This is a genomic window from Myxococcus hansupus, from assembly GCF_000280925.3.
Taxonomy (GTDB): Bacteria; Myxococcota; Myxococcia; order Myxococcales; family Myxococcaceae; genus Myxococcus; species Myxococcus hansupus.
Map to the genome: position 1 here is coordinate 6,121,782 of NZ_CP012109.1, position 14,296 is coordinate 6,136,077.

Sequence of the window (14,296 nt, forward strand, 5' to 3'; positions counted from 1 at the left end):
GTCGCCGCGAGTGGATTGGGCCGGGCCGCGGCAGCATCAAGGCGGACTCAACTCGCCGCCCCCCCCCTCACACAGCTCGTCGCAAAACCAAGCACCACGAACGCGACGCGCTTTCTCACGCGCCCCATCCCCCCTTGCTTGCCCGGGCCGAACTGAGCCGCCACGCGGTCGATGAGGTCGAGTTCGCGCAGGTCCCCAGCGTCAGGAGTGCCTTGATGTCCCCTTCTTTGAGACACCAGGTTCTCAATGTCATCGGCGAGCGCACGGAGAGCTGGGCTCCCAACCGTATCGACATATTCACCTTCCAGCGCGCCGTCCACCAGCCCTTCTCGTCCGCCCTCCAGGTGGGTTCCTGCCGCTTCCCCACCCATCCAGCGCCCGCCTACCCTCCGGGCCGTTTGGGAATCACGCTCCGTCGTTCAGGCTTGCCAGTGTGCGCTCGCGGGGTGTGCCCATTTCAGCTCCCACAGGCGCCCCGTGGGCAGGCGAAACATGCGGAACATCGACGGCACGACGTTCTTTCACTGAGAAGAAAGTCTCAAAGCGAATCTAAACCAACCATCTCAACTCTCGCACGGAGTCAGGAGACGCGATTGAGGTCAGAGCAGAGATGGACAAACAGAGCGCTGTGCATTCCGCAAGTTGCGGGTAGATATGCACCCGCACCATGACCCAGGCCATGGTGCGGGTGCGGTGATTTCGAGTGACGCTGCCTCGAAGGCGCGGGTCGGCCGCTACTGGCTCAAGATGGAGAACGCCATCATGTACGTCCCGGAGCTGCCGTTGGTTCCACGGCTACCGCCCGAATCCACGTCCCACCATCCGACGCAACTGTACCCAGGCAAGCAAGGCGGCGCCGAGGAATTGGACGCAACGAGTTCCGCTCGCACGATGCAGCGATTGTTGCTGACTGCGCCACTCGCCGTGTAGAGCCCCATCATGTAGCTTCCCCACACGCCATTTCCGCCGAGGCCGCCGGCATCGTCGACATCCCAGTAACCCCGCCCTGTGAAGTTGGGAGACATCTCCCACGGCAGCCAGCTATCGTTGGAGGACACCATGGCCACCTTCTCGATACAGGTGGTGACAGTATCGGTACTTTCATACCGTGCATACATGGCCATCATATAGGTCCCCGTACTCCCATTGGTCCCCACACTGCCGGCGTTGTCGACGTCCCAGTAACCCACGAGGGAATAGCCCGCAGGGCCAGGGGGTGCGGTGTTCCCATTGGATGCACGGAGCTGGATGTCCGTTAGCACTGAGATACCGGAGGCCGTCACCATGCCGTCTGACTCGTGAAATCCCTCTGGCGTCTCCGCACTCTCCTCCACAGGCGCTCCGCACGCTGAAGCAAGGAGGGATGCAGTGACCAAAGCAAATGAACGGGCAAAATATGACTTTTTCATACTCATGAATCTCCGAGCTTTGTTGAGATGGCGCATGTCTATCCAGGCGCCATGGAGCGACCCTTCAAATCCCTGAACCTCTCGGGGTAGACGCTCCAAATGACGCAACACGGAGAGTGTAATACACTTGACTCGCTGTCGATATGTCAAATTTGCCCCGGGTCAAAGCAACCGTAGAGCCATACTCCCACGAAAGACATTCAATCTTTATCGCCTCCTTCTCATCGACACAGCTACGCTCGTCCACCGCTCCCTGAATGCCCATGAGTTGCGGCCTACCCATGGGTCCAGCCCATCTTTACCGTCCTGTCGAGGCTTGATTATGCCGAGTTCGCGGGCGGGCGGGCGGCGTCATGCGCGTGACCCATTCGGAGAAACCGCTCACATTCAGGAAAGGTGACTCCTCCCCTCGACCTCCTAAAGCCTAGCCCCTCAGTGATTGCCGGGAGCATCCAGCGACTCAGCGTTTCCCAACTCAAATGCCACAAGCCCGCCCGGCCCCGACCTGCTTATTGAGCAGCCCCTGAATGGTGAACCGCCACTGACGGCAGGCGACATCCCCTTCACCGGCCGCATTGACCTCGTAGACGCTCGGCGGATCTCCTCTGACGGCGTCCTTCGCATCACCGACCACAAGTTCACCAGCAACGTCGCAGCGAATGCCGCGAGCGCTGAGCAGCTCACCGACACCGAACCCGGCTTGCAGATGGTCGGCGATGGCGAGTGGGCACTCAGCCAGGTTGAGCGTTCCCCGGGGCTGCGCGCACTGGAGCTGCTCCGCCGGCTGGCCAGCCTGATGCCTCCTCCAAGGGAAAACCTGACGAGGTTCCACGGAGTCATTTCCCCAGGCGCGAAAGTGTGGCCATTTCCGCTCCCTCAAGCGGGGGCGGAGCCGGTGTTGGAGGAGGAAGGCCCAGCCTTTGCCGCGACGGTGGAGAAGCCGAGAAAGGAGCGCACACCCCGTTTCGACTGGGCCGGAGTCCTGCGCAGGACGTTCGCTCTGGATGTGTTCGCGTGCTTGAGGTGTGGAGGCGGGCAGCAGGTCTTGGCGTACGTGAAGGGAGCAGAAGGGGTGAGAGTGATTCTGGAGCACCTGGGGTTGCCCGCGGCGAGTGCGCACCTGGCCCCTTCGCGAGGGCCGCCTCAGAGCGCCTGGTGTTGAAGCTCAAGCCGCCACGGCCAGCCAAGAGAGCCAGACCCCAGCCGCGCCCCGCCTGGGAAGGCGGCTAGGCAGGCGTGTGTCTGCTGGAGATGAATGGCTTCTGCGCCGACCCAGAGTGAGGCGCATGGGCAACCCGTTAGCGTCCCTCACCTCCCGCCCGCTACGTGCGATTAGGCTCCTGTCTTTCCTATGCTCAATATCCGTCCCCGCCAGCACAGTGCTACCCTCCCTCGCCGCAAGGTGGCGAATGGGACGGGAGTGACCGGTGACAGTGCTCTGGTACCAGTTGGCGATCGTGGTCACGTTGATCTTGGTTCGCCTCATCTCACCGAGGCACTTGCAAGGGGCCGCGCTGGTCTGGACGGCGTTGACGGTCATCAACCTGTTCTGGCCGCCGCTCATCGCCGTCCAACTGCTTGTCATCTGGGGCACGTACAGCGCTCTTAAGCGCCTCGCCCCTCCGCCAGCGCCGCCCAAACCAGCCGTCAAGCGCGAGCGCCAGATTATCGACCTCGGTGCCTACGCCCCCCGCGTCCCCGGTGAGTCGCCCCAGCGTCACGCCCAAGGACAGCTCGACAAGAGCCTTCGGATGCCAATCCCCACCGCCGCCCCCATACCCGCTCCGGCTCCGCCGCCAGTTACAACAGCAGCGGGGCCTGCGTCCTCATCGGGTAAGCAGCAGCCGCCGCAGGCACCAATCGAGGGAGCGCAGACTGGCACAAGATGGTCGGTTCAGCAGAATGCCATTTTCGATTTCTTTGCCACGGGGAACGGCAACGCGGTCGTTCGCGCGAGGGCGGGTACGGGCAAGACCACCACCATCCTGGAGGGCATCAGCCACGCGCGCGAGAGGGCCATCGTGCTTGCGGCGTTCAATAAGCGCATTGCGGACGAGTTGGTGACGAAGCTGAAGAACCCCGCCGCCACTGCGAAGACCCTGCATGGGCTCGGCTTCGCTGCGGTGAAGACGTACTGGAAGGATACTGCGCTCGATAAGGACCGGGGGCTGGCTCTCGCCCGCCGGGCAGCCGTGGACCAGCGCCCAGACCCGATGATGGTCAAGCTCATCCAAAAGCTCGCTGCGTATGGCAAAAACATCGCACCGTTCGGCTCCGTCGCCGATTTGGTCGAGTTGGCGATTCAGTTCGACGTCGAACCCGATGCGCAATGGAGCAAGCGCGGTTGGGACACCGAAAAGATCGCCCAATGTGCCCATGAGGCCATGCGGCTTGCCACGCAGCGCGATGGAACCGTGGACTTCGACGACATGATTTTCGTCCCCGTGGCGATGAAGATGGTCCACCCGAAGTACGACCTCGTGGTGATCGACGAGGCGCAGGACATGAACTTGACCCAGCTCCTGCTTGCCCAAAAGCTGGTCCGCAAGGGTGGACGCACGGTGGTGGTGGGCGATGACCGCCAGGCCATCTACGGTTTTCGTGGTGCCGACTCGAGGAGCCTTGACCGGCTCAAGAACGAGTTGAACGCGGTCGAGTTTCCCCTAACGACGACCTACCGCTGTCCGAAGAACGTCGTGGCCCTCGCCCAGCAGCTTGTGCCCGATTACAGGGCCGCAGACACCGCCCCCGAGGGCATCGTTCGCGACATGTCGGAATCGAAGCTGGTGGAGGAGGCCACCCCCGGATGCTTCATCCTCAGCCGCAAGAACGCGCCGCTCGTCTCGACGTGCATCAAGCTCCTCAAGCGGGGCAAGCGGGCGAAGGTGGAGGGGAAGGACGTCGGGCGTAGCCTCCTGACCATCGTCAAGAAGCTCGGTGGGACGACCATCGAGACCTTCCTCTCCAAGCTCGCCGCCTGGGAAGACCGTGAGTCGCAACGCGCTCGCTTGACGGCGAAAGAACCAGAGCCGGTCATCGAGCGCATCGCAGACCAGGCCGGAATGCTCGTGGCCCTGTGCGAGGACCTCCTCACGACGAAGGAGCTGGAGGCCCGCATCGAGAACCTGTTCGACGATGCCGCCGAAGGCGCCCAGCCTTTCATTGTTTGCAGTTCCGTTCACAAGGCCAAGGGGTTGGAGCGCGAGAGGGTGTTCCTCCTCAAGGACACGTTCAGCCGGTCCGGAACGGAAGAATGCAACATCGAATATGTTGCGATTACGCGCGCAAAGCAGGAGTTGATCTGGGTGGTCAACGAGGCCGCGAACCGTTCACAGGCGGGGCACCGGAACCGATAGATGCCAGCCTCCACAGAGCGCCTGCCCTGACATGCATCCTGACGGGCGGCTCCAGAGTCCGGCCGCCTTCCCCCTGGACTTCCTCCCGTCGCGTTCTGTCTAGCTTCGCCGACGCCCTTGCGGTGACACACCGAAGGGGCAAATACGGGGCACATGTTCCAAGCGCTTGGGGCCCCTAGAACGGCTCCGGAGCGCCCTGCGCGGAGGCGGAGCAGGGGCTGAAGGAGGAGAGCCCAGTCTTTGAACTCAAGCCTCCACAGCCAGCCAAGAGAGCTAGAGACGCCAAGGGGGCACACCGCGGGCACATGAGGCCACGCGGGCAAACAAAAAGCCCAGCAACCTCGCGGCTGCTGGGCTTCTCACTCAGTGGAGGCGGCGGGAATCGAACCCGCGTCCGAAAGCCGTCCGTCCTTCGACCCTACGTGCGTAGTCCGCGATTTGCTACGTCCCTGAGGCTCCCACGGACGGGATACTCAGAGCCGGTCCTGGAAAGGTCTCGCCACCTCGGGTCCAGGCGCCCTCGGAAGCCAGCCTGCATTATGACGGTCCATCCCAACCCCACAGGCAGAGGGCGAGGGGACCGCGCACTATGGGCTGTTTTTAGGCAGCCAGCGCGAGCTCAACGTTGTCGTTGGCTTTTGTGTCTTTGCCGGGTTGGATTTACGAGCTACCAGACAAGCTCGGCACGCGTCTCGAACTTCATTGCCCCCGTCGAAACCAGGTCGCCCCCGGTGGGTTCACTGTACGTCACACGGCCCCTGACGGCGCCGCGTCTTCCTCACATTAACCGCTGACGGGGGCGCGTCAATCCTCCTGAATGTCTCCGGGCCCACCTGGGCGCAGGAACGTGGACACTCGGCCCACAAGCCCCTCCCCCACCGAGCCAGCCATCGTAGGGTCGCCTCCCCGCCGGGTCCCCTTCCGCCCGGCCACGAGGCACCTGAATGAGACGACTGCTCCCCCTCCTTCTGCTCCTGTGGGGCTCCGCCCTCCCGGCCGCCGCCGCGTCGATTCCGGCGTCGGACGCCTTCCCGTACGCCCTCACCACGGACACCCTGCCCAACGGCCTCACCGTGGTCCGCGTGCCCTACCCGTCCAGCGGCATCATCGCCTACGTCACTGTGGTCCGCGTCGGCTCGCGCAACGAGGTGGAGCCCGGCAAGACGGGCTTCGCCCACTTCTTCGAGCACATGATGTTCAAGGGCACGAAGACGCACCCGGAAGGCGAGCGCGAGCGCATCCTCGGCAGCTTCGGCTTCGACGACAACGCCTTCACCACCGACGACATCACCCTCTACTACTCCTACGGCCCCACCGCCGGCCTGCCCCAGCTCATCGAAATCGAGGCCGACCGGTTCCAGAACCTGGAGTACAGCGAGCCGGCCTTCCAGACGGAGGCGCTCGCCGTGCTCGGCGAGTACCACAAGAACGCCGCCGCCCCCTTCCTCAAGATGGAGGAGGAGCTCAACGCCGCGGCCTTCACCCGCCACACGTACCAACACACCACCATGGGCTTCTACAAGGACATCCAGGCGATGCCCCAGGCCTATGAATACAGCCGCACCTTCTTCGAGCGCTGGTACACGCCCGACAACACCCTGCTCTTCATCATCGGCGACTTCGATGACGCCAAGACGATGGAGCTCGTACGCAAGAACTACGGCCCCTGGAACCGCAAGGCCGCCCAGGTCTCCGTCCCCGCCGAGCCGCCCCAGAAGGGCCCTCGCACCGCGCACATCGACTGGCCCCAGCCCACGCAGCCCCGGCAGGTGATTGCCTGGCGCACGCCCAGCGCCGGCACCAGCCCCGCCGACGCCGCCATCCAGACGCTCCTCGTGGACTACCTCGCCGGCTCCACCAGCCCCGCGTACAAGACGCTGGTCCTGGACAAGCAGCTCGTCGAGTCCATTGGCAGCGACTACTCCGAGCACCGCGACCCGCACCTCTTCTCCCTCACCGCCACCCTCAAGGACGAGCGCCACCGCGACACCGTCCGCAAGACGCTGCTCCAGGAGGTCAGCCGGCTCGCCGCCGGTCGCGTGGACGCCGCGCGCCTCAAGGCCATCCAGGACCACGCCCGCTACGGCGCGCTCATGGCCCTGGAGACGCCGCGCGACGTGGGCATCCAGCTCGGCTGGTACGCCGGCGTCACCGGCTCGCCCGACGGCTTCCAGCGCCACCTGCAGAGCCTGCCCAAGGTGACGCCCGCGCAGCTCTCCGACTTCGCCAAGCGCTACCTCACCGCCAACAAGTTCATCCTGCTCAGCCTCACCCCGAAGACGGCCACTCCCGGAGGGACGAAGTGATGAAGACCCGCGCACTCATGTCTCTCACCGCCCTGCTGGGGCTCGCCGGCTGCGCCACCACGCCCACGGCCCCGCCTCCGGACGAGAACGCTCCGCCCCCCGCGGTGCCCGCCCAGGCCGCGCCGCCGCAAAAGGCCGCGCTTCCCGAGCGCCCCGAGTCCGTGCCCGCCAAGCCCCTGGGCCAGCCCAAACCCCTGCAGACCGTGGTCCTCGCCCGGCCGGACACGCCCATCGTCTCCTTCCGACTCGTCTTCCACACCGGCTCCGTGGATGACCCGAAGGGCAAGGAGGGCCTCACCGCCCTCACCGCGCAGCTCATGGCGGAGGGCGGCACGCAGAAGCTCTCAGCGGCGCAGCTCCTGGAGGCCCTCTACCCCATGGCCGCCGAGCTGGACGTCTTCGTGGACAAGGAGTTCACGACGTTCTCCGGCCGCGTCCACAAGGACTTCCTGTCGCGCTTCCAGGACCTCTTCACCGACGTCCTCCTGGCCCCGCGCCTGGACTCGGCCGAGCTGGAGCGCCTGCGCGCCAACGCCATCAGCGATGTGGAAAACGGCCTGCGCAGCGCCAACGACGAGGCGCTCGGCAAGGCCGCGCTGGAGGCCCTCATCTACGAAGGCCATCCCTACGCGCACTTCACCGGCGGCACCGTGCAGGGCTTGAAGGCCATCACGCTGGACGACGTGAAGGGCCACGCCCAGCGCGTCTTCACCCAGGACCGGCTCGTGGTGGGGCTCGCGGGCGCGGTGGACGACACGCTCACGCAGTCGCTCACCTCGCGACTGACGGCGCTGCCCTCCACGGGCTCGCCCCGGGTGCAACTGCCCGCCGTGCCGACGACGGCCGGCCGCACCGTCATCATCCAGAAGCCCACGCTCTCCACCGCCGTCAGCATGGGCTTCGTCAATCCCATCCGCCGTGGCGACCCGGACTTCTTCCCGGTGGCCCTGGCCATGGCGAACCTGGGCGAGCACCGGCAGTTCATCGGCGTGCTCTTCAACGAGCTGCGCGAGAAGCGCGGCCTCAACTACGGCGACTACGCCTACGCCGAGCACTTCATCGAGTCGCCTGGCTCCACGTACAACCGCACCAACATCGCGCGCACCCAGCAGGATTTGACGCTGTGGCTGCGCCCCGTGGTGCCCGCCAACGGCGTGTTCGCCACGCGCGGCGCCGTGTTCTTCCTGAACCAAATGGTGACGGAGGGCCTCTCCCAGGAGCGGCTCGACCTGATGCGCGGCTACCTGCAGGGCTACACGCGTCTGTGGGAGCAGACCGACCAGCGGCGACTGGGCTACGCCATTGATGGCCTCTTCTACGACACGCCCAACTTCCTGGAGCAGTACCGCGAGGCGATGACGAAGATGACGCCGCAGTCCGTGCAGGACGCGCTGCGCCGCCACGTGCAGCCGGGCGCGCTCAACTACGCCTTCGTCACCGAGGACGCGGAGGGGCTCGCCAACACGCTGCGCTCCGGTGAACCGACGCCCATCACCTACGCGTCCCCCAAGTCGGCGGAGCTTCTGGAACAGGACAAAGCCATCTCCAGCTCCAAGCTCCCGCTGCGTCCGGAGGCCATCCAAATCCTCCCCGCGCAGCAGTTCATGGAGAAATAACACACGGCTGTAATCAGCAGTGCCGGGGGGTGGGTCATTTCCTTCCACCCCTCGGAGCCGGATGGTAAGAGCCTGAAACATGCGAGGCTTCAGCTTGCGCGGCGCTGCCACCCGACTCGCCATACTGGGCCTGCTTCTGGCCTCGGTGGCCGCACACGCCGACCACGACCCGTTCGCCCGCGGATTCGACGCCGTCCCAGTGAAGGCCACCGCCGCGCAGCACAGCGGCATCGCACTGGAAGGCACGAGCAACGCGCTGCCCGTCGGCAGCTTCCGCGCGGCACTCCTCTTCGACTTCAACTGGCGCATCCTCGCCCTCAAACTGGGCGACGAGAAGCTGGGCGACCTCCTGCCCTACCGGCTCGATGCGCACCTGCTGTTCGCGTATCAGCTCCATGAGCGCCTGGAACTGGCGGTGGACATCCCCGTCACGCTGCTCCAGGGCGACAACTTCCAACTGCTGCGCGATGCGCTCAACGCGCCCAACTTCCCGGGTGCCGCGGGCGTGGGCCGCACCACGATGGGCGACATCCGCCTGCTGCCGCGCGTCCACCTGCTGGACCGCGAGAAGTTCCCGGTGGGCGTGTCGCTCGTCGCCGAGGTCCGGCTGCCCACCGGCAGCGCCTCCAGCTTCACCGGCGAGCGCGGCGTGCTGTGGGCGCCTCGCGTCGCGCTGGAGCAGCGCTTCACCTCGCTGCCCGTGCCCATCCGCGTGCTCGGCAACGTGGGCGTGCGGCTGCGGCCGCATGCGCAGTACCTCAACCTGCTCGTGGATGACGAGCTGACGCTGGGCGCCGGCGCCATCGCGGAGCTGCCCAACATGGGCCGCTTCACGGACGTGGAGGCCGTGGCGGAAATGCACCTGGGCACCCCGCTGGTGCGCCCCTTCAACTTCGACCAGGCCGACTCGCTCAAGACGCCGTGGGAGGCCCTGGTGGGCGCCCGCGCGAAGGTCTGGGGCAACTGGGGCATGGAGCTGAATGTCGGCCGAGGCATCAACGTGTCCAGCGGCTATGGCCGCGAGGCGCTGCGGGTCATGTTCGCGGTGCGCTACGACGAGACGTTCATCGACTCGGACGGCGACGGCATCCCCGACGTCCGCGACCGCTGCCCCAACGAGCCCGAGGACATCGACGGCTTCCAGGACAGCGACGGCTGCCCCGACCCGGACAATGACGGCGACGGCATCCCCGACGGCGAGGACGGCTGCCCCAACGAGAAGGGCCCCAAGCACACCAAGGGCTGCCCGGACCCGAACTACGACACGGACGGTGACGGCGTCGTCGACGGCGAGGACGCGTGCGTCGACAAGCCGGGCCCCAAGTCCAACAAGGGCTGCCCGGAGGACGACAACGACACCGACGGCGACGGCATCCCCGACCGGCTCGACAAGTGCCCGGACAAGCCCGGCCCGAAGGATTACGACGGCTGCCCGGACACCGACGGTGACGAGGTGCCCGACAACGAGGACGACTGCCCCGAGCAGTTCGGTCCGCCGGAGAACAACGGCTGCCCGTACGACTCGCCGCCGTACGTCGTCGTCGAGTCCGACCGCATCCGCATCAAGGGCAACGTGCTCTTCGAGACGGGCTCCGCCGTCATCCAGAAGCAGTCGTATCCGCTGCTCGACGAGGTGGCGACGGTGCTGCGGAAGAACCCGACGCTGGGCCCGGTGCTCATCGAAGGCCACACCGACAACCGCGGCTCGCGCCCCCTGAACATGGGCCTGTCCGACCGCCGCGCGAAGTCCGTGCTCGAGTACCTGGTGGGCCGGGGCATCGACCGCAAGCGCCTCAGCTCCAAGGGCTTCGGCTTCGACAACCCCATCGCGACCAACGACACCGCGCTGGGCCGCGCGAAGAACCGGCGCGTCGACTTCCGACTCGTGCGCTCCGAGGTGGAGACGGAGAAGAAGGAGACCGTCGTCCCGGCGGGTCAGCAGCCTCCGTCCTCGGCCTCGCAGCCGGCGAAGAAGCCGTGAGCCTGTGAGCCAATGGGGCGGCGTGCCGTCATGGCGCCGCCCCGGACGACGAATGGCGGCACGGCGTTGCGGCACATACCGCGACGAACCGGCGCCACGTCACCAGAGCGGAGACGCGGGCGTTGTGCCGCCCCGCTCAGCTCACTGCGCCTTCAGTGCCCGGTCGATGCGCCTGCGGATGGCGTCCTCGGACAGCGAGCCCCGCTGCGCATCAATCACCTTGCCGTCCCGGTCCAGGAAGTAGAGCGTCGGCAAGGCGCTGACCTGGAAGGCCCGCGCCACGTTGTCATCCGCGTAGACGACGTACGGCGCCAGGTCCGGCAGGTGGTTGCGCATGAACGCGTCCACCAGCTTGGGCGCGCGGTCGCCGTCATCCCGGCTGGCCGCCACGAAGACGAGCCCCTGGGGCTCGTACTCCTTCGCGAGCTTCACCAACGCCGGCATCTCCTCACGGCACGGCGGGCACCAGGTCGCCCAGAAGTCCAGCATCACCACCTGGCCCTTCAGGTCCTCCAGCTTCAGCGTCCCGCCGCCGTGACGCGCCATCTCCATGGACGGCGCGGACGTCCCATCCGGAACCAGCTTGGCTCGCTGAGCCTCCAGCACGCCCAGATACACCACGCCGCCCAGGCCCAACGCCGCCAGCGCGCCCAGTACCACCTTCATGCCACCGCCGCCCGGCTTCGGGGCCGGAGGCGGAGCCCCGATGCTTTCCGTCACGCGAATCCACTCCTCGTCAGGCGGCCATGCACCCGCCGCAACACCCACCGCACACCCTCGCGAGCCACCGGACGCCTCGACACCCAGGCCGCCACATCCGGTCCCCAACGATAGTAGCCACGGATGAACACGCGACCCGGCGCGCTCTTCCGCAGCACGTCGTCCCGGTACGCACGGAAGGCCACCAGCTCCGGCGCGCCGTCGCCAAAGGCCACCGTCGCCACGAAGCACGAGGACGCCGGGCTCACCCACATGAGCCGCTGGTTGGTGAGGTTCACCACCGCCTTCAGCTCGCGCGCCTCCGTGTACACGAAGGCCAACAGGTCGCGCCGCGCGGAGGGGAACTCCTGACCGCTGGCCTCCTCGAACTCGATGCGGGTGCTCCCCGTCGTGCCGACCTCGTCCACGGTGAAGAAGTACCGCTTGGAGCTGCGGCCCACCTCCACCTCGAGCCCGCGCAGCTCGCCGAAGTACGCCAGGAAGGGCGTGCGGCACGCCGGGCACAGGAAGCGGTTGTAGGCGTGGTTGGTGAGGAACGCGTAATCCCCCACCCGCTTGCAGCCCATGTTCGGGCACACCAGCTTCACGCTCGCCTGGGTCGCCGAGCGCGGGTCATACCGCGAGACGCGCGACTCCTTGTCGAACACCGGTGGCGGCCGCGGCGCCGACGTCACCAGGTGACGCGTCGGGTGCGCGGCGCGCTCCAGCTCCTGCGCGCGGCGCCAGGCCGTCTCGGCGGCCTCCAGCCGGCCATCCGCCGTATGGCAGAGCGCCTCGCCATGGGCCAGCAGCGCGGCCACCAGCTTCTCCAGCGGCGCCACCGCCGAGCCATCCCGCCCCGCGGCCAGCGCCTCCGCCAGCACCCGCTCGACTTCGGGGAGCAGGGCCTTGGCCGCCTTGCGAGAGGGGTCCTCCGCGCGCCGGTACACCGGGGGTTCGGGGATGCGGACGAAGAGCGCCGAGGCCGCCGCGCGCACCCGCTCCACCGCGGCGTCGCCACGCCCCACGTCCAACTGCGCCGCCCGCTCACGGGCCGCCTGAAAGAGTTCTTCGGGTTGCAAGCCCGCGGACATTAAAGGCCCCACCCCGCCCTGTCAGCGCAATGCACACACCTGCGTTCGGAAACTGGCCAAGCCCGCCTCGCCGGTGTACGAACAGGTAGGAGGCTGTGAGCGTGAACGCATTGAAGTTCATCGTCTGGACGTGCTGTGCGGTGGGGCTCGGCGTCTTCCTGGCTTCGGGGAAGGTGGATGGCCGTACGCCCCTGAACCACATGGAGCGGGCGTGGAACCGCTCGGTGAACCCGTCCACGGTTGATCGGCTGAAGGACGGGCTCGAGGACGCGTACGAGGGCGCCAAGGACGCCGTCGCCGGGAACAAGGATTCGTCGCCTCGTGAGCGCATCAGCGCCGAGGACCGTGCTGCGGTGAACCGCATCATCGCGCAGAAGAAGTAACCCGCCCGCGGGCCCGCTTCCCCTCAACACCCCTCCACCTTAGGTTGCCCGAAAGGTGACTGGTGGGTGGAGGCGGGGCCATGGGCTGGGCGCGAGGCACGAGGGTCATCCTGTTCGCCGCGCTGGTGTGCGCGCTGGTCCTGCCAGCGCAAGCCACCGGCCGCGACCAGGGACGGCTGTGGGTGGAGTCGCAGAACCGCTCCCTCCAGAAACAACGCTCCACTTTGAGTGACGTGGCCCGCAAGGCCATGCCCTCCGTGGTCTCCATCACCACGCAGCAGGCCTCCGACCTGCAGGCCGCGGCGGACGGTGAAGAAGCCCAGAAGGGCATCGGCTCCGGCTTCATCATCCACCCCGACGGCTACATCCTCACCAGCGCGCACGTGGTGGAGGGCGCGGTGGAGGTCGTCGTCTCCGTCCTGCACCCGCGGGGCTACGTGGAGGAGTACGAGGCCATCGTCGTTGGCGAGGACGCGCGCACGGACTGTGCGCTGCTGAAAATCGCCGCGCCTCGCAAGCTGCCGGTGCTGAAGCTGGCCTCCGCGTCGCACGTGCGGTCGGCGGATTGGATTGTCGTGATTGGCAACCCGTTCGGCCTGGCCCACTCGGTGACGGTGGGCGTGGTCAGCTACATGGGCCGCACGGACGTGACGCCCAACGGACGGGACGGCGACTTCGACTACATCCAGATGGACGCCTCCATCAACCCGGGCAACTCCGGGGGCCCGGTGCTCGACCTGCACGGCGACGTGGTGGCGGTGGCCAACGCCGTCAACGTCGCGGGCCAGGGCATCGGCTTCGCCATTCCCATCGACATCGCGAAGACGGTGATTCCACACCTCCAGAACCACGGCCGCGTGCGGCGCGGCTGGCTGGGCATGAGCGTGCAGGACTTCTCCCCCGAGGTGGCGGAGGCCTTCAACCTGCGCCGGGGCCGGGGCGTGGTGGTGACGGACATCGTCGTGGGCGGCCCCGCCGAGCGCGCTGGCCTCCAGGTGGGTGACGTCATCGTCGGACTGGACCAGCGCAGCGTCCGGCGCGCCCATGCGCTGCGTTGGCAGGTCGCCGCCCGGGGCGTGGGGCGCAACGTGAAGTTCCAGGTCCACCGGCTCGGTCGTCCCATGAAGATGACGCTGCGGCTGGAGGAGATGCCGTCCGAACAGGCCCCTCCGGCCTCCGTGGCCACCAGCGCCGCCGGACGGCCCGCGGGCGCGCCCCAGTCGGTGCTGGAGGAGCTGCTGTCCCCGGTGCCCCGCTCGAAGGGCCGCCAGGCGGCTCCGCCCGCCCGGGAAGCCGGGCCTGGCACGGGAGGTTCTGGGCAGGACACCCGCGTGCCCTGAAGTCCTGGATGGGCCCCGGTTTTCCGGCCTCCTTGCGTTCGGGTGTCATGGGCGCTAGACAGTGCGCCTTTTTCCATACCCTTGCGGCGGGTCCACCTCGGTGTGGCGCCGC

10 protein-coding genes and 1 other RNA gene are annotated in these 14,296 nt (G+C 67.0%); 6 read left to right on the forward strand and 5 right to left on the reverse strand.

The features are described 5' to 3' along the window. Positions 1-734: 734 nt before the first annotated feature. Positions 735-1,127, reverse strand: coding sequence for a hypothetical protein (locus tag A176_RS23685; RefSeq protein ID WP_144429594.1), 393 nt, complete (start codon positions 1,125-1,127; stop codon positions 735-737). A 757-nt stretch (positions 1,128-1,884) separates the two neighbouring features. Next, entirely contained in the window at positions 1,885-2,241 is a 357-nt protein-coding gene (locus tag A176_RS39360; protein ID WP_049872368.1) for a hypothetical protein, read from the reverse strand. A 595-nt stretch (positions 2,242-2,836) separates the two neighbouring features. On the opposite strand from A176_RS39360, the gene A176_RS23695 reads away from it, so the two are divergent. Next, positions 2,837-4,765, forward strand: coding sequence for a UvrD-helicase domain-containing protein (locus A176_RS23695; RefSeq protein ID WP_049872369.1), 1,929 nt, complete (start codon positions 2,837-2,839; stop codon positions 4,763-4,765). Between the two features lie 364 nt (positions 4,766-5,129). On the opposite strand, the gene ssrA is transcribed toward A176_RS23695, so the two are convergent. Then, positions 5,130-5,495: a transfer-messenger RNA gene (ssrA, locus tag A176_RS37620) on the reverse strand. A gap of 214 nt (positions 5,496-5,709) precedes the next feature. On the opposite strand from ssrA, the gene A176_RS23700 reads away from it, so the two are divergent. The 3 genes from A176_RS23700 (at position 5,710) to A176_RS23710 (ending at position 10,668) form a co-directional block, all read left to right on the forward strand. Then, entirely contained in the window at positions 5,710-7,071 is a 1,362-nt protein-coding gene (locus A176_RS23700; RefSeq protein ID WP_002636413.1) for a M16 family metallopeptidase, read from the forward strand. Continuing rightward, positions 7,071-8,687, forward strand: a complete 1,617-nt coding sequence (locus A176_RS23705; RefSeq protein WP_044890723.1) for a M16 family metallopeptidase — start codon at positions 7,071-7,073, stop codon at positions 8,685-8,687. The genes A176_RS23700 and A176_RS23705 overlap by 1 nt, the downstream gene beginning before the upstream one ends. Before the next feature lie 79 nt (positions 8,688-8,766). Continuing rightward, positions 8,767-10,668, forward strand: coding sequence for an OmpA family protein (locus A176_RS23710; protein ID WP_044890722.1), 1,902 nt, complete (start codon positions 8,767-8,769; stop codon positions 10,666-10,668). 141 nt (positions 10,669-10,809) lie between these two features. On the opposite strand, the gene A176_RS23715 is transcribed toward A176_RS23710, so the two are convergent. Together A176_RS23715 and A176_RS23720 are read right to left on the reverse strand one after the other, a co-directional pair. Beyond that, positions 10,810-11,388, reverse strand: a complete 579-nt coding sequence (locus A176_RS23715) for a TlpA family protein disulfide reductase (RefSeq protein WP_002636417.1) — start codon at positions 11,386-11,388, stop codon at positions 10,810-10,812. Further along, the gene (locus A176_RS23720; protein ID WP_002636418.1) at positions 11,385-12,461 is read right to left on the reverse strand and encodes a CFI-box-CTERM domain-containing protein; all 1,077 of its coding nucleotides are present in this window, start codon (positions 12,459-12,461) and stop codon (positions 11,385-11,387) included. The genes A176_RS23715 and A176_RS23720 overlap by 4 nt, the downstream gene beginning before the upstream one ends. A 95-nt stretch (positions 12,462-12,556) precedes the next feature. Here A176_RS23720 and A176_RS23725 point away from each other — a divergent pair, with 95 nt between their 5' ends. Then, the gene (locus tag A176_RS23725; RefSeq protein ID WP_044890721.1) at positions 12,557-12,844 is read left to right on the forward strand and encodes a hypothetical protein; all 288 of its coding nucleotides are present in this window, start codon (positions 12,557-12,559) and stop codon (positions 12,842-12,844) included. Between the two features lie 80 nt (positions 12,845-12,924). Next, a complete protein-coding gene (locus A176_RS23730) occupies positions 12,925-14,184 on the forward strand; it encodes a S1C family serine protease (protein ID WP_002636420.1) in 1,260 nt (419 codons plus the stop codon). The last annotated feature ends 112 nt before the right edge of the window (positions 14,185-14,296 follow it).

What these genes read in the sequence shown, in the direction of transcription:
- A176_RS23730 (WP_002636420.1), top strand. Translation starts at nt 12,925, where the DNA reads ATGGGCTGGGCGCGAGGCACGAGGGTCATCCTGTTCGCCGCGCTGGTG.
- A176_RS23705 (WP_044890723.1), top strand. Translation starts at nt 7,071, where the DNA reads ATGAAGACCCGCGCACTCATGTCTCTCACCGCCCTGCTGGGGCTCGCC.
- A176_RS23685 (WP_144429594.1), bottom strand. Translation starts at nt 1,127, where the DNA reads ATGATGGCCATGTATGCACGGTATGAAAGTACCGATACTGTCACCACC.
- A176_RS23720 (WP_002636418.1), bottom strand. Translation starts at nt 12,461, where the DNA reads ATGTCCGCGGGCTTGCAACCCGAAGAACTCTTTCAGGCGGCCCGTGAG.
- A176_RS23710 (WP_044890722.1), top strand. Translation starts at nt 8,767, where the DNA reads ATGCGAGGCTTCAGCTTGCGCGGCGCTGCCACCCGACTCGCCATACTG.
- A176_RS23700 (WP_002636413.1), top strand. Translation starts at nt 5,710, where the DNA reads ATGAGACGACTGCTCCCCCTCCTTCTGCTCCTGTGGGGCTCCGCCCTC.